Source organism: Lentilactobacillus parafarraginis DSM 18390 = JCM 14109, from assembly GCF_001435895.1.
GTDB lineage: Bacteria > Bacillota > Bacilli > Lactobacillales > Lactobacillaceae > Lentilactobacillus > Lentilactobacillus parafarraginis.
The window spans coordinates 1-25,412 of record NZ_AZFZ01000034.1 but is presented as its reverse complement, the minus strand read 5'-3'; the positions used below and the strand labels follow the sequence as shown (position 1 = coordinate 25,412).

28 protein-coding genes and 1 pseudogene are annotated in these 25,412 nt (G+C 44.8%); 24 read left to right on the top strand and 5 right to left on the bottom strand.

The annotated features are described in order from the left end of the window. Positions 1–57 precede the first annotated feature (57 nt). From FD47_RS08755 to FD47_RS08745, 3 genes are all read right to left on the bottom strand, one after another. Complete coding sequence (locus FD47_RS08755; RefSeq protein WP_056980534.1) at positions 58–1,443, bottom strand: matrixin family metalloprotease; 1,386 nt, start codon at positions 1,441–1,443, stop codon at positions 58–60. Between the two features lie 140 nt (positions 1,444–1,583). Continuing rightward, positions 1,584–2,183 (bottom strand): hypothetical protein, encoded by a 600-nt coding sequence (locus FD47_RS08750; RefSeq protein ID WP_054734996.1) that lies wholly within the window; start codon positions 2,181–2,183, stop codon positions 1,584–1,586. Between the two features lie 82 nt (positions 2,184–2,265). Beyond that, a complete protein-coding gene (locus FD47_RS08745; protein WP_008215023.1) occupies positions 2,266–2,595 on the bottom strand; it encodes a hypothetical protein in 330 nt (109 codons plus the stop codon). A 268-nt stretch (positions 2,596–2,863) separates the two neighbouring features. Between FD47_RS08745 and FD47_RS08740 the strand changes: the two genes are divergently transcribed. Then, a complete protein-coding gene (locus tag FD47_RS08740) occupies positions 2,864–3,880 on the top strand; it encodes a serine hydrolase domain-containing protein (RefSeq protein WP_054734992.1) in 1,017 nt (338 codons plus the stop codon). A 100-nt stretch (positions 3,881–3,980) separates the two neighbouring features. Here FD47_RS08740 and FD47_RS08735 read toward each other — a convergent pair whose 3' ends face one another. Beyond that, entirely contained in the window at positions 3,981–4,685 is a 705-nt protein-coding gene (locus tag FD47_RS08735; RefSeq protein ID WP_008215017.1) for a type 1 glutamine amidotransferase, read from the bottom strand. Beyond that, positions 4,685–6,031, bottom strand: a complete 1,347-nt coding sequence (locus tag FD47_RS08730; protein ID WP_054734986.1) for a Mur ligase family protein — start codon at positions 6,029–6,031, stop codon at positions 4,685–4,687. Before FD47_RS08730 ends, FD47_RS08735 begins: the two co-directional genes overlap by 1 nt. 179 nt (positions 6,032–6,210) lie before the next feature. Between FD47_RS08730 and FD47_RS08725 the strand changes: the two genes are divergently transcribed. The 23 genes and pseudogenes from FD47_RS08725 to FD47_RS08615 form a co-directional block, all read left to right on the top strand. After that, positions 6,211–6,783, top strand: a complete 573-nt coding sequence (locus FD47_RS08725; RefSeq protein WP_225352873.1) for a thymidine kinase — start codon at positions 6,211–6,213, stop codon at positions 6,781–6,783. Positions 6,784–6,802: 19 nt separating this feature from the next. After that, entirely contained in the window at positions 6,803–7,888 is a 1,086-nt protein-coding gene (prfA, locus tag FD47_RS08720; RefSeq protein ID WP_008215014.1) for a peptide chain release factor 1, read from the top strand. After that, entirely contained in the window at positions 7,881–8,732 is an 852-nt protein-coding gene (gene prmC / locus FD47_RS08715; RefSeq protein WP_054734983.1) for a peptide chain release factor N(5)-glutamine methyltransferase, read from the top strand. The genes prfA and prmC overlap by 8 nt, the downstream gene beginning before the upstream one ends. An 11-nt stretch (positions 8,733–8,743) precedes the next feature. Continuing rightward, positions 8,744–9,766, top strand: coding sequence for an L-threonylcarbamoyladenylate synthase (locus FD47_RS08710; protein WP_054734980.1), 1,023 nt, complete (start codon positions 8,744–8,746; stop codon positions 9,764–9,766). 30 nt (positions 9,767–9,796) lie between these two features. Beyond that, complete coding sequence (gene glyA, locus FD47_RS08705; RefSeq protein WP_054734977.1) at positions 9,797–11,044, top strand: serine hydroxymethyltransferase; 1,248 nt, start codon at positions 9,797–9,799, stop codon at positions 11,042–11,044. A gap of 109 nt (positions 11,045–11,153) precedes the next feature. Further along, entirely contained in the window at positions 11,154–11,783 is a 630-nt protein-coding gene (upp, locus tag FD47_RS08700; RefSeq protein WP_040538048.1) for a uracil phosphoribosyltransferase, read from the top strand. Between the two features lie 389 nt (positions 11,784–12,172). Beyond that, positions 12,173–12,895, top strand: a complete 723-nt coding sequence (gene atpB / locus FD47_RS08695; RefSeq protein WP_008215007.1) for a F0F1 ATP synthase subunit A — start codon at positions 12,173–12,175, stop codon at positions 12,893–12,895. 26 nt (positions 12,896–12,921) lie between these two features. Beyond that, positions 12,922–13,134, top strand: coding sequence for a F0F1 ATP synthase subunit C (gene atpE / locus FD47_RS08690; RefSeq protein ID WP_003553570.1), 213 nt, complete (start codon positions 12,922–12,924; stop codon positions 13,132–13,134). Positions 13,135–13,175: 41 nt separating this feature from the next. Beyond that, the gene (gene atpF / locus FD47_RS08685) at positions 13,176–13,685 is read left to right on the top strand and encodes a F0F1 ATP synthase subunit B (RefSeq protein WP_054734974.1); all 510 of its coding nucleotides are present in this window, start codon (positions 13,176–13,178) and stop codon (positions 13,683–13,685) included. Next, a complete protein-coding gene (atpH, locus tag FD47_RS08680; RefSeq protein WP_008215002.1) occupies positions 13,682–14,224 on the top strand; it encodes an ATP synthase F1 subunit delta in 543 nt (180 codons plus the stop codon). Before atpF ends, atpH begins: the two co-directional genes overlap by 4 nt. Positions 14,225–14,249: 25 nt before the next feature. Further along, complete coding sequence (atpA, locus tag FD47_RS08675; RefSeq protein ID WP_054734972.1) at positions 14,250–15,818, top strand: F0F1 ATP synthase subunit alpha; 1,569 nt, start codon at positions 14,250–14,252, stop codon at positions 15,816–15,818. 22 nt (positions 15,819–15,840) lie between these two features. Then, on the top strand, positions 15,841–16,761 hold the full coding sequence (locus FD47_RS08670; RefSeq protein ID WP_008215000.1) for a F0F1 ATP synthase subunit gamma: 921 nt from the start codon (positions 15,841–15,843) through the stop codon (positions 16,759–16,761). 18 nt (positions 16,762–16,779) lie between these two features. Continuing rightward, complete coding sequence (gene atpD, locus FD47_RS08665) at positions 16,780–18,225, top strand: F0F1 ATP synthase subunit beta (RefSeq protein ID WP_054734968.1); 1,446 nt, start codon at positions 16,780–16,782, stop codon at positions 18,223–18,225. Between the two features lie 13 nt (positions 18,226–18,238). After that, positions 18,239–18,655, top strand: a complete 417-nt coding sequence (locus FD47_RS08660; protein WP_008214989.1) for a F0F1 ATP synthase subunit epsilon — start codon at positions 18,239–18,241, stop codon at positions 18,653–18,655. A 276-nt stretch (positions 18,656–18,931) separates the two neighbouring features. Next, a complete protein-coding gene (locus FD47_RS08655; RefSeq protein ID WP_008214988.1) occupies positions 18,932–19,162 on the top strand; it encodes a DUF1146 family protein in 231 nt (76 codons plus the stop codon). Between the two features lie 16 nt (positions 19,163–19,178). After that, complete coding sequence (murA, locus tag FD47_RS08650; RefSeq protein WP_054734965.1) at positions 19,179–20,489, top strand: UDP-N-acetylglucosamine 1-carboxyvinyltransferase; 1,311 nt, start codon at positions 19,179–19,181, stop codon at positions 20,487–20,489. A 246-nt stretch (positions 20,490–20,735) separates the two neighbouring features. Then, entirely contained in the window at positions 20,736–21,737 is a 1,002-nt protein-coding gene (mreB, locus tag FD47_RS08645; RefSeq protein WP_008214986.1) for a rod shape-determining protein, read from the top strand. A gap of 13 nt (positions 21,738–21,750) precedes the next feature. Beyond that, positions 21,751–22,026, top strand: coding sequence for a membrane protein insertion efficiency factor YidD (gene yidD / locus FD47_RS08640; protein WP_008214985.1), 276 nt, complete (start codon positions 21,751–21,753; stop codon positions 22,024–22,026). Positions 22,027–22,048: 22 nt separating this feature from the next. Then, entirely contained in the window at positions 22,049–22,273 is a 225-nt protein-coding gene (locus FD47_RS08635) for a DUF2969 domain-containing protein (protein WP_008214984.1), read from the top strand. A 31-nt stretch (positions 22,274–22,304) separates the two neighbouring features. Continuing rightward, positions 22,305–23,507 (top strand): FtsW/RodA/SpoVE family cell cycle protein, encoded by a 1,203-nt coding sequence (locus tag FD47_RS08630; protein ID WP_056980532.1) that lies wholly within the window; start codon positions 22,305–22,307, stop codon positions 23,505–23,507. Positions 23,508–23,523: 16 nt separating this feature from the next. Beyond that, a complete protein-coding gene (locus FD47_RS08625; protein WP_054734962.1) occupies positions 23,524–23,817 on the top strand; it encodes a glycine cleavage system H family protein in 294 nt (97 codons plus the stop codon). A 351-nt stretch (positions 23,818–24,168) separates the two neighbouring features. Beyond that, positions 24,169–25,203 (top strand): methionine ABC transporter ATP-binding protein, encoded by a 1,035-nt coding sequence (locus FD47_RS08620; RefSeq protein WP_040538046.1) that lies wholly within the window; start codon positions 24,169–24,171, stop codon positions 25,201–25,203. Then, positions 25,196–25,412: pseudogene (locus tag FD47_RS08615) on the top strand (hypothetical protein); the annotation flags it as partial. The gene FD47_RS08620 and the pseudogene FD47_RS08615, both read left to right, overlap by 8 nt.

The following is a 25,412-nucleotide window of genomic DNA, read 5'->3' as shown; positions in this document are numbered from 1 at the left end:
AATTCTTTTTACGTGCTTAAAAATTCATGAGAAGTTTTTGGACTGTGTGGCCCTTAATTACCAATAACCCAGGATTTCAGCTAATTTCGCCCGATCCACATCTCGGGAGGACAACGTAGCCGTTGTGTAAGCTCGCGCATCGTCCGGATCCTTTGGCTGGGTCCATGAATACCGGACTGGACTTGGCGTGGCGTCAGGGGACTGCTCATTGCTTGCAGAGGCATACATCACATCACTTTTATACGGCGTGTGGTAGAGTCCCATGCTATGGCCCATTTCGTGCATAATAACAGTGGTCCAGTAATTTTTCATAGAAGTATGGGATAAACTAACCTGTTCCTGATTGTAAGTATTTTTGACTAACTGCTGGAGATCCGCGATTTGGCTCTGGTAATTTGCCCGGATAATTTTTTCCTGATTCTCATAATTGGTGGTGAGGCTGCTCATTTGTTTGGAGATGGCGGTTTTATCCGATCCGGAAGCTTGATTGTAATTGCTTTGTAGGGCCAGGTACTGCAGCTGGTAGTTAAACCGTAACTTGGTTAACAGGACGTTGGTGGAATCCAGCAGATCGGACGCCTGCTGAGAGATATCGTTTAGTTTATTGTCAAGGGTACTGGAGCTGGCAATGTTATTGGTGGCGTAATCGGGATTTGTGAACGTACTGGCATTAATGTCGATCACGTTCTGGTTGAAGAGGCCGTCCCACTGCTTGCCCGTTGCCGAATCTAATTGAACTGTCAGAGTGTGGTCATCCTTTGTGCCTAATGTGAAGACAGTCTTGCCCAATGCGGTATTCCAATTATCAATTGCGGCACTGACATATGGCTGGAGTTGGTCATCAGCAACATAGACGCGTGCTTGGTGATCCTTGAAGACCCCGGCTGATGAAAACTGACCCAAGTTATACTGGGCACTTAAGAAAGCGCGATATTTCGTGTAAACGCTGGATTCAAAACCAAGAACGGTGAGGTTCGGATCCAAATCCGGCGCGGCATCGATGTAAGATTTCAGATCGGATTCCGAGCGAACACTGGCCCCAATGATTGGATCAGCCTTGGCAGAATTAGTGGTTGTTTTGGATTTGTTCAGATAGCCCCGCCAAACCCAGCCGCTAACTTTTTTACCCGAAGTGCTGGTAACATAGTAGTAAATTCGGGAATGTTGGTTAATTCGCAATTTTTGATGGAAACTGGTTTGAAAGGTGCGCTTGCGATAGTTGGCCAGTTTGAACACTTTTTTACCAAGTTTTGCTGAATAGGCATAGGCATTTTTGGCCTTTTTGGGATCGATGGTGTATGAATGGTGACTCATTTTTTGGCGCCAGACGACCTTGACGGTTTCTTTGCCGTAGCTGGTTTTTTGTAATAATGGCGATAAGAACCCCATTGGAAATGCTAAGGCTGCCAGCGTGGCACTGGCAAGGAGCTTCTTTCTGATCATAGTTAAAGTGCCTCCAAAATAACTGGTTTTGAGTTTCGCTAAATCAATTATGTTATCTAAATGATCGCAAAATTAATTGTACACGCCTTAATTATAACGCTTAGCGGGGGCCGACGTCATAAAATACACCGCGTTGATTATTAACGGGCTTCATAGTAATTTTCGCTGATTCGCTTTAAATCGGTAATTTTAAGGTGATTCAGGTCGGCTTTTGCGATGGCCGTGCTTGTGATTGTTAGGGATAATACGGGGCGGATGCCCGAATCGGTGGCCTTTTCGAAACGAATCTTAAATTTTTTATATTTTTGATAGTCTGAGTGTTTGATTGCTTTAATAATGGCAACTGTCGTCAATTTAAAGGATGTTAGCGTGTCTTTTTGATCGCGAACCCGAATCTCCAAGACGCCTGCACGCTCTGTAAGCGTGAGGTGGTGGGTGAAGAGGAGGGTTGTCGATTTGACAGTTTTTCGGACTGCCATGGTCGTCGCCCGGTTTTGATGGGATGACGTCGTCTGGCTCGATTGAATTTGGGCGCCACGTTTCAAAACGGCCTTGCCCCTGGGAGAATTGAAAAACAGCGTCCCAAACACAATCATGAGCAGTAACGAAACGAGGGCGTACTTTCCGTATGGGTATTTCTGAGGTTTTTTAGCGATCTTGCTATAGGCAAACAGCGCGAAGAAAATAACCATCGCGTACGACGATAATTTTGTGATGACATCGAATAATTGATCAATCATCATGGACCTCCTTGTTAACACGAGCAGCGTTTACATAGAAGAAAAGCCGCTTCAAAGAGATGGCTTGAGGCGGCGGATATGACTATTCAAAAGACAAATCAATCAGATATTTATTGCGGTCAACTAAATGCGAGGTCGTGATCCATAGATCGTGGAAGCTGCTGTCCTTCATGGCCGTTTTGTCGTGAAAATAATCCAGCAGATCGCTGTTCATGGATACGAAATCTGGGGCCATTCGGTTGACTTCAAGTCTCTGGTTTGGGAAATAAATTTCAGGATTCCCCAATTTGACATCGTCATCAAGGTACATTTCAACGACGTTATCGTATTTATCAGGATATATTTTAACTTTGTTTGGATGTCCCTTAATGTAAGACAGGACATGGTAAATCGTATCAGAATTGCTTGCCACCGGACGGATCCTCCCATCATTTCAAATCATAACTATGATTATTGTACCAAAAAAAGGCGGTAAGGCCAAAAAGAAGCCGGGTCTTCAAGCTATGAGGTTTAACCTGGTCACAGGTCACGGTTAAAGTCGAAATAATGATCAAGATTTCAATTGGCACTATTCGATTAGTTGTGTAACTGAAAGAATCCGGATAAAATGGTGGTCATACAGCACCGTTAATACCGTGAACGGCGTTGATAATCAATGACCAGAGAGAAGCGAATGATTGATGGACTATTCGAAAACAATTGCCGAGATGCATCGGTTTGTGGCCGACAAGGTCGTGCCCGGGGTGACCTATGGCATTATTGACGGGGACCAAACGATGACCGATTACTTTGGTGATCAAGAGTTGGTTCCAGACCGCATATTATTGCAGCCCCACGAATTTTATGATTTGGCGTCATTAACCAAGGTGGTGGGGACCACTAATTTAATACTAAAACTACTTGCTGACCAGCGCTTAAAGCTGGATGATTCGATCAGCACTTATTTACCGCAGTGGCGGTCGCCGCAGACCACCATTCGGCATTTGTTGACGCACACATCTGACATCGTTGGCTACATTCCTCACCGAAATGAGTTGCCAAAGGCCGAACTGGTTCCAGCAATCTTGAACTTGACGAGTGGCCCGGACCTGGAACACGTGGTGCATTATCAGGACTATAACTTTATTTTTTTGGGGTGGATTGCGTCTCAGATTCTCGGCAAACCGGTGCAGACATTAATTTCTGAACGGGTACTGCCAGCCCTTCATATGCCCAATGCCACCTTCCATCCGGATGATGTCAATCAAGTGGTCCCGACGGCTATTCTGCCGGGAAAGGGCCTTCTTCGGGGCGTGGTTCACGATCCGAAAACGCGCATTTTGAAAGCCGACTGTGGGGCAGCTGGTCTATTTTCACCAGTTGAGGATCTGCTTCACTTCAGTCGGTGGTTGCTGGGACAGGTTGACTATCCGGATTTTGTTAGCCGCCAATGGGTCGATCAGCTATTTGTGGACCAAACGCCGGATCATTTGAGAAGCCGGTCATTTGGCTGGATTCTCCGGCAGTATCATGACCACCATTACATTTTACATACCGGCTATACCGGGACACTCATTGTCGTGGATCGCAAGGCCCAGCAGGCGCTGGTTTTCCTGTCCAATCGGGTTCATCCTGACGCGACAAATCAACAGTTCTTTCCGTACCGAAGTCGACTGATCCGAACCTTCATTCAGGACGCCAACCGCCAATCTGAATAAAAATATCAGGAAATCGTTCGTTAAAAAACGCAAAAACCGGTTAAGAAATGACTCATTTCCTAACCGGTTTATTTGATGTGATTGATTTTTGATTCACGAACTAAAATGTACTGCCCACAGGAACCTTCTCGGCTTGACTCAAGTCGGCATCCGGGTATTTGCGCCGCAACGCGTTTAGGAGCACGTGCTTAGCAATCTGATTATTTCTTGCAAGGATCGGGCCGTGAAAGTAGGTGCAGTAAACGTTCTTGTAAATGGCGCCTTCAGTGTGGTCCTGACCATTATTGCCATGGCCCTCCAAGACCTTGCCTAACGGGCGCTCACCCTTGCCAAGAAAGGTAATTCCCTGGTGATTTTCAAAGCCGTGGTATTTTTCGCCGGTTTCTTCGTTTTGGATAACGACGTTACCAATAAACCGGTGATCCTTTTGCTTATCCGTATGGTGGTCCAACGCGCCGATGCCCATGAGCTTTTCACCATTGGCACCGATATAATAGTGACCTAACAATTGATAACCGCCGCAAATTGCGACGACCGAACCACCATCTTCAATGAAGGAAGTGAGGGCCTGCTTTTTGTGTTGGATGTCCTTGGAAATAATTGATTGTTCGAAGTCCTGACCGCCGCCAAAGACGACGATGTCAAATTGGTCGGGATCAAATTCCTGATCCAGGCTCACAACTTCAGAGGTTAAGTCAACGCCCATTTGACGGGCGAGATACTTTAGAACCAAGATATTGCCGAGGTCCCCGTATGTGTTCATGAGGTCCCCATAGAGGTGGCAGACGCGAAGTGAGTAGGCCATTATCCCATTCCTCCCTTAATAAATCCCTTAGCGGCGAATGTTTTGCGTAAACTTAACATGGCGGTGTAGGTTGCCAAAATATAGACCTTTTTTGTGGGGGCCTTTGGAATCATGGCGACCACTTTGTCCAAATCAGGTTCAACTAAGTGCTTATCCGGATCAACGCCGGCCACTTGAAGCCGGTAGGTGATGTCTTTATACCGCTGACCGCCGGTAATAAACTGTTTAATGTTCATCTTGGGCAAGCGTTCAAAGTCCCCGTCCCAAATCCAGCTGGTATCGATGCCGTCCGCATAGTTGGCGTTCAACAACCCGATAAACGTAAACGGATCCTTGTCGGTGGAGATCATGTCAATCACTTGATTAAGCCCAACCGGATTTTTCACTAAGATTAACGTTACCAGTTTGCCATCAACGTTGATTTCTTCCTGACGACCAAAAATCCGCTTATCCTTTTCAAACGCCTGCTTTGCCTGAGCCGGACTGACGCCCATAAATCGGCCGACGGTGTATGCCGCAAGGGCGTTATAGATGTTATACACCCCGCCAATCTCAATTTTAATCGGTTCACCGTCAATTTCAAAGCTAGACGACTTGGGTGATAATGCCGTGATTTTATTCAGGGCAAAATTAAGCTTGGGCCGCTCGTAACCGCAGTTGGGGCAGAAGTATTTGCCAAGGTTAGAGTAACTGATAAAGTGGTAATGAAGAATATGCTGACACTGGGGACACAGCACGCCATCGGTGTTGGGCGTGGCCTTAATATCCTGATCGGGTTGGTTGTCGAATCCATAATAGATGATTGGGTTTGGCAGTTGTTTTGAATGAAAAATTGGCGCGTCACCGTTTGCGATGATGGTGGCGTTAGGGGCTAAGGCGACCCCGTTGAGGATTTTTTGATAGGTGGTGTAAATTTCCCCATAACGGTCCATTTGGTCCCGGAAAATATTAGTGAAAACGAAGGCCTTTGGTTTGATGTACTGGGTCACCTTAATAACGTTGGCTTCATCAACTTCCAGAATTGCCAGCGGCCGTTTCCCCTTTGTGGACGAGGCGTGCAAAAAAGTGGTAATAATTCCCTGTTCCATGTTGGAGCCGGTGGGGTTGGTCAGAATATGATCGTACTTCTCCTTCAACACTTGAACGGTCAACGCGGTGGTCAAGGTTTTCCCGTTGGTTCCGGTAATGACAATGACATCGTAGTTTCGAGCAAGCGTTGATAAAATGTCCGGATCCAGTTTCTTCGTGATCTTTCCCGGCAGTGAACTGCCGCCCTTGAAGAATGTGTGAAGAAACCAGTAGGAAGATTTCCCGGCAGCTGTCGCAATTGAACTTTTGAGAGACATGTAAATTACTCCTTCAAATGAACGTTATAAACTAGTATAATCAAACTCTTAGTTTATCATATTGGCGGGCAATCAGGGAGAATTAAGTGACAACTAACGAATTTTTAAGGATGAATATCGATATTTAGCAAAATATCTGTATAATGGAAGAGAAGCTTTCAAGGAAAAAAGGTGGAAAAATGGCGCAACTTTTTTATCGTTACGGCACAATGAACAGTGGTAAGACCATTGAAATTATCAAGGTTGCTCATAATTATGAGGAACAGCACAAAAGCGTGATTATCATGACCAGTGCGTTGGATACCCGGGAAAAAGAGGGGATGATCGAGTCACGAATCGGGCTGGAGCGAAAGGCCATCCCAATTGAAAACGACACCAACGTTTTCAAACGGGTGCAGGAAATTAATGCTCACGCCAGTTGCGTATTAATTGACGAGGCCCAGTTTTTGAAACGCAAGCATGTGTTTGAACTGGCCCAGATTGTTGATGAGCTGCATATTCCAGTGATTGCCTTTGGTTTGAAGAACGACTTTCAAAATCGACTCTTTGAGGGATCGGAAAATCTACTATTGTATGCCGACAAAATTGAAGAGATGAAGACAATTTGCTGGTTCTGCGGTAAGAAAGCCACAATGAATTTGCGTCTTCATGACGGCAAGCCGGTTTATGAAGGTGAGCAGATTCAGATGGGCGGTAATGAATCCTACTACCCAGTTTGCCGGCGACACTACTATAATCCACCGATAAAGTAACAAAGTGAGGAATTATTAAATGGACGAAATTTTTGATCAATTACAGGCGGTCGTGGACCGCTATGATGAACTTAACGAGTTAATCAGTGATCCAGAAGTGATTGCCGATACCCAGAAGTTTATGAAGCTTTCCAAGGAAGAAGCCGATCTGCGGGACACAGTCGCCGCATATAATAAGTACAAGAAGGTCTCCAAGCAATTGGACGACGACGAAGAGATGCTGCGAGAAAAGATTGACGATGCGGATCTGGAATCGATGGTAAAGGATGAAATTGCCGACTTTAAGGACCAAAAGCAGAAGCTTGAGGACCAATTAAAGGTGATGCTGTTACCGAAGGATCCCAATGATGATAAAAATATTATTATGGAAATCCACGGGGCTGCCGGTGGCGACGAGGGAAGCTTATTTGCTGCTGACCTCTTCAGCATGTATTCAAAGTACGCTGAGCGGCAGGGCTGGCAGGTTGAAATCATTGACAAGAACGAAACCGAAGTCGGTGGGTTCAAGGAAATCGTTTTGATGATCACTGGTGACAAGGTTTATTCGAAATTGAAGTACGAAAATGGGGCTCATCGGGTTCAACGAGTCCCAGTAACTGAATCAGCCGGTCGGGTGCACACGTCAACGGCGACCGTTGGGGTAATGCCCGAAGAAGAGGATGTCGATATCGACATCGATCCAAAGGACATTCGAGTCGATGTTTATCGGTCTTCCGGTGCTGGTGGTCAGCATATTAACAAGACATCATCAGCTGTCCGGATGACCCATTTGCCAACTGGGATTGTTGTGGCAATGCAGGATGAACGATCCCAGCAGCAGAACCGTGCGAAGGCCATGAAAATTTTGAAGGCCCGGGTTTATGATTACTATTCCCAACAAGAACAGGATCAATATAACGCGGAACGGAAATCGGCAATTGGGACCGGCGACCGTTCGGAGCGGATTCGAACGTATAACTATCCGCAAAACCGGGTTACCGATCACCGAATCGGGTTAACCCTTAATAAACTTGATAAGATTATGAACGGCGAGTTGGATGACATTATTGATGCGCTGATCGTGTCCGATCAGGCCAAGAAACTCGAGAATTTAACTCATGAATAAATTGCCAACTTACTTTGAAGCCCGCAAGTGGGCTTCTTTTCGTATTCAAAATTTAACCCAAGTTGATATGACGGCCATTGATTTTTTACTTGAAAAACAGCTCGGAATCACAACCGTGGGGCTGCTAAGCCACTATCGAGATGTGATGACCGCTGAACAGTGGCAAAAGTTCCAAGAGAATGTTGATCAACTGTTAGGCGGAAAGCCCGTGCAGTATATCGTGGGGCAGACCGATTTTTACGGGTTAACGTTAGCCGTAACGCCGGCCGTTTTGATTCCACGCGTTGAGACTGAAGAACTGGTTGATTGGGTGTTGACGGAAACTGCCGGTTATCAAAGCGACCCGCTTAGAGTTCTGGATATCGGTACTGGCAGTGGGGCAATTGCAATCGCGCTGAAGAAAAATCGGCCGAATTGGCAGGTAACTGCAAGTGACATTTCTGATGCGGCACTCAAAGTCGCCGAAAAAAACGCCCGCAACCTGCAGACGCCCATCACGTTTGTTCAGAGTGATCTTTTTCAGAATCTCACCGGTTCATTTGATCTGATTGTCTCTAATCCACCGTACATCGCCATTTCTGAGAAGAGCGAGATGGATGCCAGCGTCATTGAAAATGAACCGGCAATTGCGCTTTTTGCTCCCCAAAACGGGTTAGCGATCTATCAACGACTGGCCCACGAGGCGGATCGTTATTTAACGCCGGCTGGTCGACTCTTCCTTGAGATTGGTTTCAGGCAGCAGGCTCAGGTTGAAAATATTTTTCATACCAGTATGCCGGCGGCGACCGTTATCGCGAAACACGATGTCGCCGGTCATGAACGAATGATTGAAATTAAGAAATGAGGAATTATACCATGGAAACACGCATTTTAAAGGCAGATCAGGTTAAGCAGGCCGCCGAATTTATTAAGAAGGGCGAGCTCGTCGCATTTCCGACCGAAACGGTTTACGGATTGGGTGCGGATGCGACTAACGAAGCCGCGGTTCGGCAGGTATACGCAGCTAAGGGGCGACCAAGTGACAACCCCTTAATCGTTACCGTTTCATCAGTTGAGATGGTTGAGAAATATGTCGATCATTTGAGCGAAGACGCTCATCGGCTCATCAAAGCGTTTTGGCCCGGCTCATTAACAATGATTTTCAAGCTTAAACCAAATGCGTTGTCTAAAGCGGTGACGGGTGGATTGGACACGGCGGCATTTCGCTTTCCAGATAATCAATTAACCCTGTCATTAATTTCGGAAGCCGGAGTGCCAATTGTTGGCCCTTCAGCAAATACGTCTGGTAAACCAAGTCCCACAACCGCCCAACACGTTTATCATGATTTGAAGGGGAAAATTGCGGCCATTTTAGATGACGGCCCAACCACCGTTGGCGTGGAGTCAACCATTTTGGATATGTCCGTTGATCAGCCGGCCGTATTGCGACCGGGTGCCGTGACCGAAGATGATATTGAAGCCGTCCTTAAACGACAGGTCAATGATGAGCGCCATCACGTTAATGCTGACCAGGCGCCGAAAGCTCCGGGAATGAAGTATAAACATTATGCTCCCAGCGCCCAGGTTTACATTGTCGATCCAGACGATCAGTGGACGGATGTTGCCAAATGGATCGAGGCTCATCCCCAGCCGATCGGCGTCATGGCGTTTCAAAATACGATTGAAGCTATTGATTGGCCAATGAACGCGCAGATTTTGACGCTTGGCAGCAATTCCCGAACGGCAAGCCGGGATTTGTTCGCAGATCTTCGGGAATTCGACAATCACCCCGAAATTAAAATTATTTTTACCCAGGGCCTTATACCGACGGGGATTGGCGAAGCTTACATGAACAGATTGAATAAATCCGCTGGGCAAATGCATTTCAAGCAGTTATAATCAATGTATACCAAATAAAAAAATGATGAGGTGTTGCAGTTGAATTATGATTACAAGCAGGCAGATCCCGAACTATGGGATGTAATTGCGAATGAGGAAAATCGGCAGAAGCATAACATTGAATTGATTGCTTCTGAAAACATTGTATCGAATGCTGTTCGGGCTGCTCAGGGCTCGGTGTTGACCAATAAATACGCCGAAGGTTATCCAGGCCGCCGCTACTACGGTGGCTGTGAGTTCATTGACGTTGTCGAACAGCTTGCAATTGATCGGGCCAAAGAACTATTTGGCGCTGAATATGCCAACGTTCAACCACATTCAGGTTCACAGGCTAACCAGGCTGTGTACGCTGCATTACTTAAACCAGGGGATAAAATTCTCGGAATGGGTCTCGATGCCGGTGGTCATTTAAGCCACGGTGCCAAGGTCAGCTTCTCTGGTAAATTGTATGATTCATATTCATACGGCTTGGATCCCAAAACCCAGTTAATTGATTACGACCAAGTTGCCGAGATTGCCAAAGATGTTCAGCCTAAGCTGATCATTGCCGGGGCCTCTGCTTATAGCCGGATTATTGATTGGGATAAGTTCCGGGAGATTGCCGATTCGATTGGCGCATACTTAATGGTTGACATGGCTCACATTGCCGGCTTGGTTGCTGCGGGTCTTCATCCAAATCCTGTGCCGGTTGCCGATGTTGTGACGACCACCACTCATAAAACCCTACGCGGCCCTCGAGGCGGCTTGATTTTAGCAAAGCAAAAGTACGCTAAGAAAATCAATTCCGCTGTCTTTCCGGGCAGCCAGGGTGGCCCATTGGAACATGTGATTGCCGGAAAAGCAGCTGCATTTTATGAAGACTTGCAGCCGGCTTTTAAAGACTATGCTGCCCAAATTATCAAGAACGCCCAGGCTATGGCAGCCGTCTTTGAGGCTTCCGACAACGTGTCCGTTTTAACGGGCGGTACCGATAATCATTTGATGACATTGAATCTGACAAAGGCCGGATTGAACGGTAAGCAGCTTCAGGATACATTGGATACGGTTCACATTACCACCAACAAAGAGTCCATTCCAAATGACCCGCTGCCACCTTCGAAGACAAGCGGCCTTCGTTTGGGGACGCCGGCAATTACCACCCGGGGATTCAATGAAGATGATGCTAAACAAGTCGCTCGTCTGATCCTGCAGGTGATTTCTGACCCTGAAAATGCTGATAATTTGAAGGATGTTTCCGCTAAGGTTGAACAACTAACTGAGGCCCATCCAGTCGACTAACATTTCATATCAAAAGTCTGAAACTAATTATGGTTTCAGGCTTTTTTCGCCAAATTCACCCACTTATATGTGATACAATTATCTAGAAAAAGAAAAGGAGTGGACAATGATGGGTAAGTTTCAAGTAATGGATCATCCGTTAATTCAGCATAAATTAACCATTATTCGTGATAAAAACTGTGGGACTAAAGAATTTCGGGAAGTTGTGAACGAAATCGCCAATCTAATGGCTTTCGAAGTTGCCCGGGATATGCCGTTGGAAGACGTGGACGTTCAGACACCAGAAGGCGTTGCCCATGCAAAGCAGATCTCTGGCAAAAAGGTTGCCATCGTCCCGATTTTGCGCGCCGGAATCGGAATGGTTGATGGCATATTGGATTTGATTCCCGCTGCCAAGGTTGGCCACATTGGGATGTATCGTGATGAAAAGACGCTCGAACCCCATGAGTACTTCGTAAAATTGCCGTCTGACATTGATCAACGGCAAATTTTTGTGGTTGACCCAATGTTGGCAACCGGCGGCTCTTCAATCATGGCAATTGACGCGTTGAAGAAACGCGGGGCATCCAACATCAAATTTGTTTGTCTGGTGGCAGCCCCTGAAGGCGTCAAGGCACTTCAAAAAGCCCATCCGGATGTTGACATCTACACGGCAGCATTGGACCAAAAATTGAATGATAAGGGCTACATCGTTCCTGGTTTAGGGGACGCGGGTGACCGACTCTTCGGAACCAAGTAGGCAAATTGGGATTGCATGTGATTGATGCAATCTTTTTTCGTATAACCCAACTAGCAGTTATTTAGGCCAAAAAACGCCATAAAAATTGTATTTTATTGGGGCCATATACGATAAATAATGAAAGACTTTTTCACGATTTCCAAACGCAATGCAAACCCAATGTAACTTCACACTGTAACATGGGCTGATCCCCTAATTTGATAGGCAATAGCGGCTTTCAATATTGTTTTGAATTTTGTAATGATTGGTGGTATAGTTTCAATTGTATTTGGATGCTGAGATGTATTCATTACCATCGCAAAGTTCACTTTGGTATTAATGTCTTCCTGACCGAATGACCAGATTGATTAGCTTGCGTGAATCATGTCGTGGAAAGAGGTGAGATTTTAATGACCATTGGAGGGTCTAATCATACTTTTACATTCTTAGGACTGACGTTTAATCTAGGCAACATGATTTCAATTTTACTTGCATGTTTGATCGTATTAGCGCTAGTTTACGGCCTTTCCAGGCACATTACCATGAAGCCGGGAAAGGCACAAAATGTTCTGGAATATATCGTTGATTTCACCAACGGTATCGTGGGTGGTTCAGTTTCCGGTGAAGCAAGTAGAATGTTGGGCTTATGGGGCTTTACTTTGTTTTTGTTCCTATTAGTAGCTAACAATATGGGGTTGTTCCTGCACATAGATGTTTCGGGAATTACTTATGTTAAAAGCCCAACTTCCGATCCGGTTGTGACGATGACCTTTTCACTCATGACCTTGATGCTTGCCCAATATCTTGGGGTTCGCACGTTAGGTTACAAGCAACACTTTGAGAATTATCTCAAACCGTTTAAGCTATTCTTAGTCGTTAATCTTTTTGAAGAGTTTACCAACTTCTTAACATTAGGCTTGCGACTATTCGGTAACATTCTTTCAGGAGAAATGCTTCTGACAATGATTACCGGAATGGCAACAGGTGGTGGGCCGGTCATGTGGGTAGCAATGCTGCCGCTTGAGTTGGTCTGGCAAGGTTTCTCAGTCTTCATTTCATGTATTCAGGCCTACGTTTTCGTAACGCTGTCGTCCGTTTACATTTCTCAGAAGATTGAAATCGAAGAAGTATAACAAGATTTTAAGGAGGATTATTAATTATGGGAGCAATCGCTGCAGGTATCGCTATGGCAGGCGCCGCAATTGGTGGTGCTATTGGTGATGGTATTTTAATCGCTAAGATGTTGGAAGGTATGGCTCGTCAGCCAGAATTATCCGGTCAACTTCGTGGTAACATGTTCATCGGTGTTGGTTTGGTTGAAGCTATGCCTATCATCGCCTTCGTTGTTGCCTTACTGGTTATGAACAAGTAGTGACTAGTGAGTAAAAATAACAGAGAAGGAGGTGCCAATTGATGTTTTCATATTCGGTAGTTGGAGCTCAGCTTTATACTGGTGACATGCTGTTTGTTATGATCAGTTTCTTGATCTTGATGTATCTGATCAAGCTGGTGGCATGGAAGCCGATTACGAAGATGATGCAAAACCGTTCGGACAAAATTGCCAATGATATTGATTCCGCTAAAAATTCACGCGATAAGGCCGCTGAACTTGCACAAAAACGTCAGGCTGAATTGGACAAGACCCGTGAAGACGCGAGCGCAATCATGAACACTGCAAAACAGAACGGTCAGAAACAACGTGAACAAATCGTTGAAGATGCACGGAATGAAGCATCTAATCTTAAGAGTTCTGCTGAGAAGGATATTGAACAACAACGACAAGAAGCTTTGGCTAATTCTCGTAAAGATGTGGCAAGCCTTTCGATTGAAATTGCATCCAAGATTATTTCAAAAGAATTGAATGAAGACGATCAAAAAGAACTTGTTAACTCTTATATTGAAGGGTTGGGTAAGCAAAAATGAAATCAACTAACGTAACAGCTGCTAAGAAATATGCCAAGGCAATGTTTGAAGTTCTTACAGATTCAAACAATGTTGAAGATGGCTATGCTGATTTAATTGAACTTCGCAAAATTTTTGCTGCCAATCCTAAATTGATTGATATTCTTGATGATATGCGGGTTTCTGATGATAAGAAAAAGTCATTATTAGCACCCATCACTCAAAATGCATCTGACTTTATCAACAATTTTCTTAAGGTTGTTGCCAGTTATCAACGATTCCCAGATATCATTACCATTATTGATCAGTTCCAGAAGCTCTATGAGGACGACAAGAAAATTGTTCGGGCCGAAGTTCTTTCTGCAACTGAATTGGATGATGATCAGAAGGATCGCTTGGCGAAAGCTTTCGAAAAACGGGTTGGTGCCGCAAAAGTCATTTTTGATACGAAAGTTGACAAATCACTTATCGGTGGTATTGTGATCAAATCTTCCGATGTCATTATTGATGGAAGTGTTCGAACTCGAATTAATAAAGTTAAAGAATTACTGTTGAACTAACGATATCTATAAAGAGGTGAATCTTATGAGCATTAAAGCTGAGGAAATCAGTGCTCTTATCAAGCAACAATTACAAGGCTACCAAAACGAGCTTGATGTTAAAGAAACGGGTATCGTTACATATGTTGGTGATGGTATCGCTCGTGCGCATGGTCTTGAAAATGCGTTGTCTGGAGAGTTGCTCGACTTCGGCCACGGTGTTTTCGGAATGGTTCAAAACCTTGAAACCAATGATGTTGGTATCATGATTTTAGGCGATGACACAAATATCCGTGAAGGAGATTCCGTAAAACGAACTGGTCGGATTATGGAAGTTCCTGTCGGCGACGAAATGATTGGACGGGTTGTTAATTCACTCGGTCAACCAATTGACGGTAAAGGCCCAATTAAGGCCGATGATCATAAGGCGATTGAACATAAAGCGCCTGGGGTTATGGACCGTCAATCAGTTTTTGAACCATTACAAACTGGAATTAAGGCGATTGATTCGTTGATCCCAATTGGTCGTGGTCAGCGTGAATTAATTATCGGTGATCGTAAGACTGGGAAGACGTCAATCGCGATTGATACGATTTTGAATCAAAAAGACCAAAACATGAAGTGTATCTACGTTGCGATCGGGCAAAAGGAATCAACTGTCCGTGCATCCGTAAGTACCCTTGAACAGTATGGCGCAATGGATTACACGACGGTTATTTCTGCCGGCCCTTCTGAGCCAGCATCACTGTTGTACATCGCACCATATGCCGGGGCAACAATGGGTGAATACTTCATGCATAAAGGCCAGCATGTGTTGATTATCTATGATGATTTATCAAAGCAGGCCGATGCCTACCGTGAATTATCATTGATTCTTCGTCGGCCTCCTGGTCGTGAAGCTTATCCTGGTGATATTTTCTATACCCACTCACGTTTGTTGGAGCGGGCTGCAAAATTGAGTGACAAATTAGGCGGCGGCTCAATGACCGCGATGCCAATTGTTGAAACTCAGGCCGGAGATGTTTCCGCTTATATTCCAACCAACGTTATTTCGATTACTGATGGTCAGATCTTCTTGGATGCTGACAGCTTCTATTCAGGTGTTCGGCCTGCCGTAGATGCCGGAACATCAGTTTCTCGAGTTGGTGGGGATGCCCAGGTTAAGGCAATGAAGAAGGTTGCCGGGACTTTGCGTCTTGATTTAGCTTCTTATCACGAATTGGAATCATTTGCTCAATTTGGTTCTGATCTTGATGAAGCAACTCAGGCTAAGTTGAATCGTGGTGCTCGAACCGTTGAAGTTCTGAAGCAACCACTTCATTCTCCAATTCCTGTTGAAAAGCAAGTGTTGATTCTCTACTGCTTGACCCATGGCTTTTTGGACAAGATCGAAATTGATGACATCTTACGTTATCAAAATGAATTGTTTGATTTCTTTGATCATTCCCACAAAGATTTGTTGGATGACATTGCCAAAACTGGTCAGTTACCTGATACTTCCAAGTTGGATTCTGCCATCAAAGAATTTGAGGAAACTTTCCAACCAAGTAACCAGGATGACGGCAAATCAGCAGCCTCAACCGACGATCAACAAACAACTGCTTCAAATGACTAGATTTTAAGGAGGGTGAGATTACATGCCTGCTTCGCTTAACGATGTTAAACATCGGATTACTTCTACTAAGAAGACGCGGCAAATTACGAATGCGATGGAAATGGTTTCGCAATCCAAGCTGAACCAAATTCAAAAACATTCCGTTAATTACGCGGACTATGCAAGCCAAGTAAAATCTGTAGTTATGCATTTAGCCCAATCTCACATTTTGGATGGGTTAAAATCCTCAGGTCATTCAGCAGATGGTGATCAATCTAAAACTAAGAGAACTGCGTATTTAGTTATCACTTCCGATCGTGGAATGGTGGGTAGCTACAATGCCAACGTCATTCGAGAAACCAATCAATTTATCAGTAAACATTCTGCCGGTTCCGATAATTATACGATTATCGCGGTGGGTGGTAATGGCTCTGATTTTTATAAGAAGCGCGGTGAAAACGTTGCTTATGAGTATCGGGGTGTTAGCGATGTTCCGACATTCAACGAAGTTCGTCAGATTGTCAAGATGATTACATCGATGTATGATAAGGGCGAATTCGATGAACTGTACGTTTGTTACGAACATTTTGTTAACCGATTAATTTCCCGCTTCCGTGCCGAGAAAATGCTGCCTGTTGACAGCGAAGCCATTCAAGGTGAGGCCAGTGAGGATATTAAGGAAAAACAGCTAACTGCTGAATACGATGTTGAACCATCAGAATCTGAAGTGCTGAACGTGGTATTGCCACAATATTCTGAAAGTTTGGTTTATGGTGCCATTTTGGATGCAAAGACATCTGAGCACGCATCATCTGCAACGGCAATGAAATCTGCATCGGATAATGCCGATGATCTTATTTCATCTTTGGAATTGCAGTATAACCGGGCCCGTCAGGCCGCAATTACGACTGAAATCACTGAAATTACTGGTGGTCAGGAAGCTCTTAAGTCAGATAACAATTAGATGGAGGAATTAACTAACATGAGTACTGGTAAAGTTATACAAGTTATCGGACCAGTTGTTGACGTTGAATTCTCCTTGGACGACAAATTACCAGAAATTAACACTGCTTTGAATATTCACGTCACCGACGACCAGATTCTGGTTGTCGAAGTTGCCCTTGATTTGGGTGATGGTGTCGTGCGTACGATTGCGATGGATGGAACCGACGGCCTTCGCCGTGGGATGACAGTAGATAATACTGAAGCATCTATCAGTGTTCCGGTTGGTAAGGATACTCTTGGTCGAGTATTTAATGTTCTTGGAGAACCAATCGACGGCGGTCCAGAATTTGGCCCAGACGCAGAACGTTGGCCAATTCACCGTGATGCCCCGAAATATGATGAGTTGAATCCATCAACTGAAATTCTTGAAACTGGAATTAAAGTGATTGATTTACTTGAACCATATATTCGTGGTGGGAAAGTTGGGTTGTTCGGTGGTGCCGGTGTTGGTAAAACCGTTTTAATCCAAGAGTTAATTCATAACATTGCCCAGGGTCATAACGGAATTTCCGTGTTTGCCGGTGTTGGTGAACGGACCCGTGAAGGTAATGATATGTACTTCGAAATGAAGGGGTCAGGAGTTCTTGCCCAAACCGCCATGGTTTATGGTCAAATGAACGAACCACCTGGTGCCCGGATGCGAGTTGCCTTAACTGGGTTGACGATTGCTGAATACTTCCGTGACGAAGCCGGCCAAGATGTGTTGCTCTTTATTGATAACATCTTCCGGTTTACTCAGGCTGGTTCAGAAGTTTCTGCCTTGCTTGGCCGAATTCCTTCAGCCGTTGGTTATCAACCAACGTTGGCTACTGAAATGGGTCAGCTTCAGGAACGGATTACGTCAACTAAGAAGGGTGCCATCACTTCAATTCAGGCCGTTTATGTGCCTGCCGATGATTACACCGATCCTGCGCCTGCTACGACATTCGCCCATTTGGATGCAACCACTAACTTGGAACGTTCATTGACGCAACAAGGGATTTATCCAGCCGTTGATCCATTGGCTTCAACATCGTCTGCATTGGCCCCAGAAATTGTCGGTCAAGAACACTATGATGTTGCAACTGAAGTTCAACACGTTTTGCAACGATATCGTGAACTTCAAGATATCATTTCAATTCTTGGGATGGATGAATTGTCTGACGAAGAAAAGACGATTGTTAACCGGGCTCGTCGTATCCAGTTCTTCCTTTCTCAAAGCTTCTCAGTTGCTGAACAATTTACCGGGCTTCCTGGTAAATATGTCCCAGTTTCTGATACGGTTAAGGGATTTAAGGAGATTCTTGAAGGCAAGTACGATGATATTCCTGAAGACGCGTTCCGTAATTGTGGACCAATCGAGGATGTTCTTGCCAGTGCTAAGAAGATGCAGGGCGAGTTACACGGTGACTCAAGTGATGAAAAGCAAAGTGCTGCAAACTAAGGAGGGAGTTTAATTGGCTGATAGTTCAGTTATAAACGTTAGTATCGTTACTCCCGATGGAAAAGTTTATGAGCATACTGCTGACATGATAGTTGTTTCAACTCAGTCGGGGCAACTAGGAATCATGGCGAATCATGAGCCCGTCATTGCAACACTCGATGTTGATGAAACCCGAGTAAAGCATGACAATAATGAAGATGAGATTGCTGTTAACGGTGGTTTCATCGAGTTTTCAAATAACGCTGCCACAATTGTTGCTGACAGTGCCGAATGTCAAAGTGACATCGACGTTGCTCGGGCTGAAAACGCCCGTCAACGGGCTGAGCGGCTGATTGAAGCTGCTCGGAAACAAAATGACAAGCAAGCATTGGATCGGGCTCAGGTTGCACTTCGCCGTGCAATTAACCGGATCAATGTTGCCAAGAAATAAGCGTCTCCAAAAGATCGTTCAAGCGTTATGCTTGCGGCGATCTTTTTTTGTCTGTTAAGATATGAGAATCAGATGAGCCCTTCCCAATTGGAAACAATGTGTGCGATTGAGCATATGTAAGCGAAATTTTGAAGATCTGCATGAATTCCCATCAGCCGTGAAATTCAGAATGTGGGGAATTTATGTGAGAACGCGAACTTTTTCTTAAAAAACGCGAAAAAGTAGGACAAGTTTGCGTCTTTATGATATAGTGGTCAATGAATTGGGGGAATTTATATGAAAATGTTTGGCATCCAAGCCATCGTAACGCTCGTTACATATTTTCTATTTATTGCAATGGCGTTTTGGAGTGTTCAGGAAATCCATATTGAGCGCTACATCCCCCTTCGCGCATTACCGGGAAAGCTACTGATTGTGTTATTATCCATTACCATCGGGTATACGTGTAGCCAATTTTTTCTCTCAGTAATTGATAACATTAGAAATTTAAGCTATTTAATAAAGTAAAGTCGGAGGCGTTCTTGTGGAAAAAATTATTGTGCATGGTGGCAAACAACTCCAGGGAAGCGTACATATTGATGGGGCAAAGAATGCGGTACTGCCAATTCAAGCTGCTACAATTCTTGCAAGTGAAGGGCAGACGTCAATTTCAAATGTGCCTTTATTATCGGATGTTTACACGATGAATAACGTGTTACGGTTCTTAAATGTAAAAGTTGATTTTGATGAAGCCAATAATGAAATCCAATTTGACGCCTCGTCTGAGTTGTCCAGTGAAGCGCCTTTTGAGTACGTTTCAAAGATGCGGGCATCGATTGTTGTAATGGGGCCGTTATTAGCGCGACTGGGCAAGGCAAAAGTTGCCCTTCCTGGTGGCTGTGCCATCGGTTCGCGGCCAATTGATCTTCATTTGAAGGGTTTTGAAGCCCTTGGCGCCAATATTGAGCAGCATGATGGTTACGTTGAGGCGACTGCTCCCGATGGGTTAACCGGAACTGATATTTACTTGGATTTCCCAAGTGTTGGTGCCACTCAGAATATTATGATGGCTGCGACTTTAGCAACCGGCAAAACCGTCATTCAAAACGCGGCTCGGGAACCTGAAATTGTTGACTTGGCCAACGTTCTTAATAAGATGGGGGCACGGGTTGTTGGTGCCGGTACTGAGCAAATCCGGATTCAAGGGGTTTCAGAACTTCATGGGACCGATCATGCGGTTGTCCAGGATCGAATCGAAGCCGGTACCTTTATGATCGCCGCGGCCGTTACCAAAGGTGATGTTCTAATTCAGGACGCAATTGCCGAACATAATCAGCCCCTCATTTTGAAAATGCGTGAAATGGGTGTTTCCATTACGGAGACTGACGCGGGTATCCGGGTCATTGGGACCGATCATTTGAAGCCTGCCGATGTTAAAACATTACCACATCCAGGCTTCCCAACGGACATGCAGCCGCAGATGACCATTTTACAATTAGCTGCCAATGGGCACAGTTCAATGACGGAAACGGTGTTTGAGAACCGGTTTATGCATATGGAAGAGCTCCGACGCATGAATGCCAAGTACACCATTTCAGGCCGAACGGTTGTAATGGATGGGCCCACTGATTTTAATGGTGCCGAAGTTGCCGCAACTGATTTGCGGGCTGCCGCCGCATTAGTCATTGCCGGATTGGTGGCAAAGGGCTACACGCAAGTTCGCAATCTCCAGTACCTAGATCGTGGTTATCACGATTTCCATAAGAAATTAGCAGATCTTGGCGCTGAGATTAAGCGCGTGAACGTCGATGACGACGCGATCGTGGTCAATCAATCAGTTAAACACATTAAATAAAATTTTCGGGGGGACCGGTTGATCATCAGGGATGGTCTGACCGGTCCTTTTTGCCGTATCTTTTTTTCAGATTGCCTGTTATAGTTAACGAGTAGACTCAATTAAGATTAAGGATGCAATGCGTTTTTTAAGGAAATGCTAAACCGGTGTGGGTTTGTTGAGATTATTTAAGAACTATTAGAATGTCACGATAGATGTGATATAATTAATTTTTGAGATTAAAGTTTTTCAGGAGGAAGTTCACAGATGGCAAAAGACATAGGAATTGATTTAGGAACTGCCAACGTACTGATCTACGTTGCCGGAAAGGGCATTGTATTAAACGAACCTTCAGTGGTTGCAATTGATACCCGAACGGGAAAGGCACTGGCAGTCGGAACAGAAGCATACCGAATGGTTGGCCGTACACCAAGCAATATTCGGGCAATTCGACCCCTAAAAGACGGGGTAATTTCGGATTTTGATATTACTGAAGAAATGTTAACTTATTTCATTAATAAATTAGATGTTAAAGGATTTATGTCCAAGCCAAAAATCATGATCTGTGCGCCAACCAACGTAACGGAAATTGAACGGAATGCGATTGTCCAGGCAGCTGAAAAGGCTGGCGGCGGTCAAGTTTATCTCGAAGAAGAGCCTAAGGTTGCTGCTGTCGGCGCGGGAATGGATATTTTCCAGCCTCGCGGCAACATGGTGATCGATATGGGTGGTGGTACCAGTGACATCGCCGTTATCTCATTGGGTGATATTGTGGCCAGCAAATCAATTCGGATTGCCGGTGACAAGATGAATACCGAAATTGTGACTTACATTAAGCAAAAACACGGCCTGATTATCGGTGAACACACTTCTGAAAAGATTAAAATTGAAATCGGCACTGCCAAAAAGGACACCGATGACGTCAAAAAACTCGAGGTTCGTGGGCGTGACGCCGTTACTGGAATGCCGCGGGCAATTACAATTGATAGCAACGAAGTGGCGGATGCGATTGCCGACACCGTTCAATTAATTGTTGACGGTGCAAAAGAAGTTCTGGAAATTATTCCACCTGAATTGGCATCCGACATTGTGGATCGCGGCATTATGCTGACCGGTGGTGGGGCCCTGCTCCGCAATATCGATCAGGTGATTTCTGATGCCTTAACGGTACCCGTTATTATCTCTGAGAATCCGTTAGATAATGTTGCTAAGGGCGCCGGGGTATTGCTAGAACAGTATATTAAGAATCCAAAACTTAAAGCAAAATAAAACGGGTCTTTATATGAAAAAAATTCTGATGATGTTTGTTCACGGGTATCAGCGATTTATTTCGCCAATGTTTCCGCCAACCTGTCGTTATTATCCAACGTGCAGTAACTATATGTTAACGGCGCTTGCCAAACATGGCGCTATTAAGGGAACCATTATGGGAATCGCTCGGATTTTAAGATGTCATCCCTTTGTTCGTGGGGGATACGACCCGGTGCCGGATCATTTTACAATTTTCCGCAACAAGGCCGCCCGCGATGAATACCGAAAATCGATGCACTTAAAATAAACTTTGAACAGGAGAGAATTGGATGAGCAAGACTAGCAAGAGTATTAATGTTGAAATTAAAGATTCTACTGATCAAAACGGCAATCAAATTTCTGATTTATTGATTGGCCGTAAACGAATTGGGACGATTACCAAAGTTAATGATGACAAATTCCAGGCGGTTAACACCCACCAAGAGTCTTACCACGTTAAGACTTTTGACGAAGGCGTTCAACTGCTTATTAAAGATTTTCACTTGCATCATTAGTCTGGTTCGTGGCCGGTGAGGAGGTTTATTTTTGGATACCAGACAAAACACGGATAAGGATAAAGAATCCAGAATTGATTGGGGAATCATTTTTTGTGTGTTGATGTTGGCCCTGATCGGGTTGGCATCAATTTATGTCGCAGCTTCTCACGATTCCAGTGCCACCAGCGTGACCAGGCAAGTGGCTTCGCAGCTGGTTTGGTACGTGATTGGTATCGTGGCGATTGTCGTCATCATGCAGTTTGATTCCGAACAACTGTGGAAAGTGGCCCCAGTTACTTATTGGTTGGGGATTTTACTGCTAGCAAGCGTGCTAATATTCTATAGCCGGGTTTACTATTTGAACACCGGCGCTAAAAGTTGGTTCTCGTTATTTGGATTAACGTTTCAACCTTCCGAAGTTATGAAACCAGCTTATATTTTGATGTTGGGACGGGTAATTGTTGAGCATAATGACAAGTACCCCCTGAAAACCATCCGCAGTGATTGGTTACTGATTGGTAAGATGATCGGGTGGACAATTCCGGTTGCCGTTCTGTTAAAGCTTCAAAATGATTTCGGAACAATGTTGGTTTTCTTCGCCATCTTAGGGGGGATGCTGATTGTTTCGGGGATTACTTGGAAAATTATTCTCCCGTCAGTCATTACCGTTTTTGCATTGGGTGGCACCGCTTTGGCGCTGGTGATTCCCCAATCCGGAAGACGGATTTTGGAACACATTGGCTTTAAAGCTTACCAGTTTAACCGGGTGGATACCTGGCTGCATCCATCAGCGGATACCTCGAACCAAGGCTATCAGCTCTGGCAGAGTATGAAGGCAATTGGATCTGGTGGGATCTTTGGCACTGGATTTAATCAGTCCCATGTGTATGTCCCGGTACGGGAATCAGATATGATTTTTTCCGTAATCGGTGAGAACTTTGGGTTCATTGGCAGTTGTGTGCTGATTTTCCTGTACTTTTTGTTGATTTATCAAATGATAAAGGTTACATTTGAAACGCGGAACGTTTTTTACGCCTACATTTCAACCGGGGTTATTATGATGATCTTATTCCACGTGTTTGAAAACGTTGGGATGAGCATTGGACTTCTGCCATTGACTGGGATTCCACTGCCATTTGTAAGTGCTGGTGGATCCGCCTTAATCGGGAACATGATTGGGATTGGATTGATTATGTCAATGCAGTATCATAATAAGAGTTATATGTTTGGCGAAGACAAAGAATTTTCATAAAAGGGTGGTTTTATTCATGGATACAAAATATTATTGGACAGATGAAGCAAACGGAGTTGTCACGGTCGGATTAACCCCTGATGGGCAAAACGAACTTGGAAACATCACGTTTGTTTCAATTCCCAAGGTCGGGACAACGTTAAGTGCCAATGATACGTTACTGAATGTTGAAGCTGACAAAGCAGTCTCCGACATTCCAACACCGGTAGCTGGCAAGGTGGTTGCGATTAACGAGAAGGCAACCGATGACCCATCAGTTCTCAACGGTAAGGACAAGTCAGAGTCATGGATTGCCAAAATTCAGAAGTAGTTCGGCTTGACGGAATTTCAAAGTGTAGTAAAATTATGAGTAAGTCATGATACGAAAATGATAAGATGAGTAGATTGCCAATTCTGTCACAGAGAACTCGGATGCTGAAAACGAGTCGGAATGGTTTTCGAAGATGGTCTTAATTCAATCTAATGTTGGCAAGCCTTTAAGGTGAGCTAACAGTGGTTAACGCCCATTACCCCGTTGAGTATGTCACATACTCTTGAGGTCACTGCAAATTTCGTGGTGATGAATACAGGTGGTAACACGGAAAAAGCTTTTCGTCCTGTAGATAATGATTCATTATCTACGGGCGGAAAGCTTTTTTGATGAGATGAGGAGGAACTCACATTGATTCGATTCAAAAATGTGTCGAAGAATTACAGTACGAAGGATGGGGCACTGACCGCTGTCAAAGACGTTAACATTGATGTCAATGACGGTGAAATTTTTGGAATTGTCGGATACTCCGGTGCTGGGAAAAGTACGTTGGTCAGAATGCTAGACGGTTTGGAAGCGCCAAGTGAAGGCGAGATTGACGTTAATGGCACGGATGTTGCCAAATTAAGCGGCCGTCAGCTGCGACTTCAACGACAAAAAATTGGGATGATTTTCCAACATTTTAATTTGCTGTGGTCCCGCACCGTGATCGATAATGTCGCGCTCCCATTGGAAATTGCGAAAGTCCCCCGTTCTAAGCGGCGGCAGCGGGCCGAAGACCTGATTAAACTGGTTGGTTTGGAAGGCCGGGAGCATTCCTATCCATCAGAATTATCTGGTGGCCAAAAGCAGCGGGTGGGCATTGCCCGCGCCCTGGCGAATGAGCCGTCAATCTTAATTTCAGATGAAGCGACCAGTGCGTTGGATCCGGATACGACCAACGAAGTACTGGATTTGCTCTTAAAAATTAATAAGCAAATGAATTTGACCATTTTGTTAATTACCCATGAAATGCATGCCATCGCAAAGGTTTGTGATCGCGTCGCGGTGATGAGTAGCGGGCAGGTCGTCGAAACCGGGTCGGTCTTTGATGTTTTCCGGCATCCTAAAGCTGACGTGACCAAGAAGTTTGTGAGTGAAGAATTTACGCCTCAGCAGGACGATTCAACCATCACCCTTGATGAGTTAATCAAGAAATATCCTGACGGGCAGATTATTCGGTTGGTCTTTCATGGGCCCCAGGCCGAACTGCCGATTGTTTCCGAAGTTGTGAAAAAGTACCCTGACTTGACGATTAGTATTATTGCCGGGGCAATTCGCCAAACGCAGGAAGGGGCCCTTGGGTCACTGGATCTTCAATTGGTTGGTGCGGATGAGCAGATTGCCGATGCATTGGCCTATCTTAAGAAAATGCACGTTGAGACGGAGGTGATTCACCATGACTAACGCAACCGGATTGAAATCCTACTTCATTTTCAAGAATGTCGACTGGTCGGCAATGTGGTCGGCAACTTGGGAAACAATTTGGGTGACGCTGGTGTCAATGATCGCAATCGTTATTTTTGGCATTATCCTCGGATTGATCCTGTATGAAACTAAAAATAGTCATGCAACGATTTATCGAATTGAAGTGAACCCCCATAGTTGGATGAAAA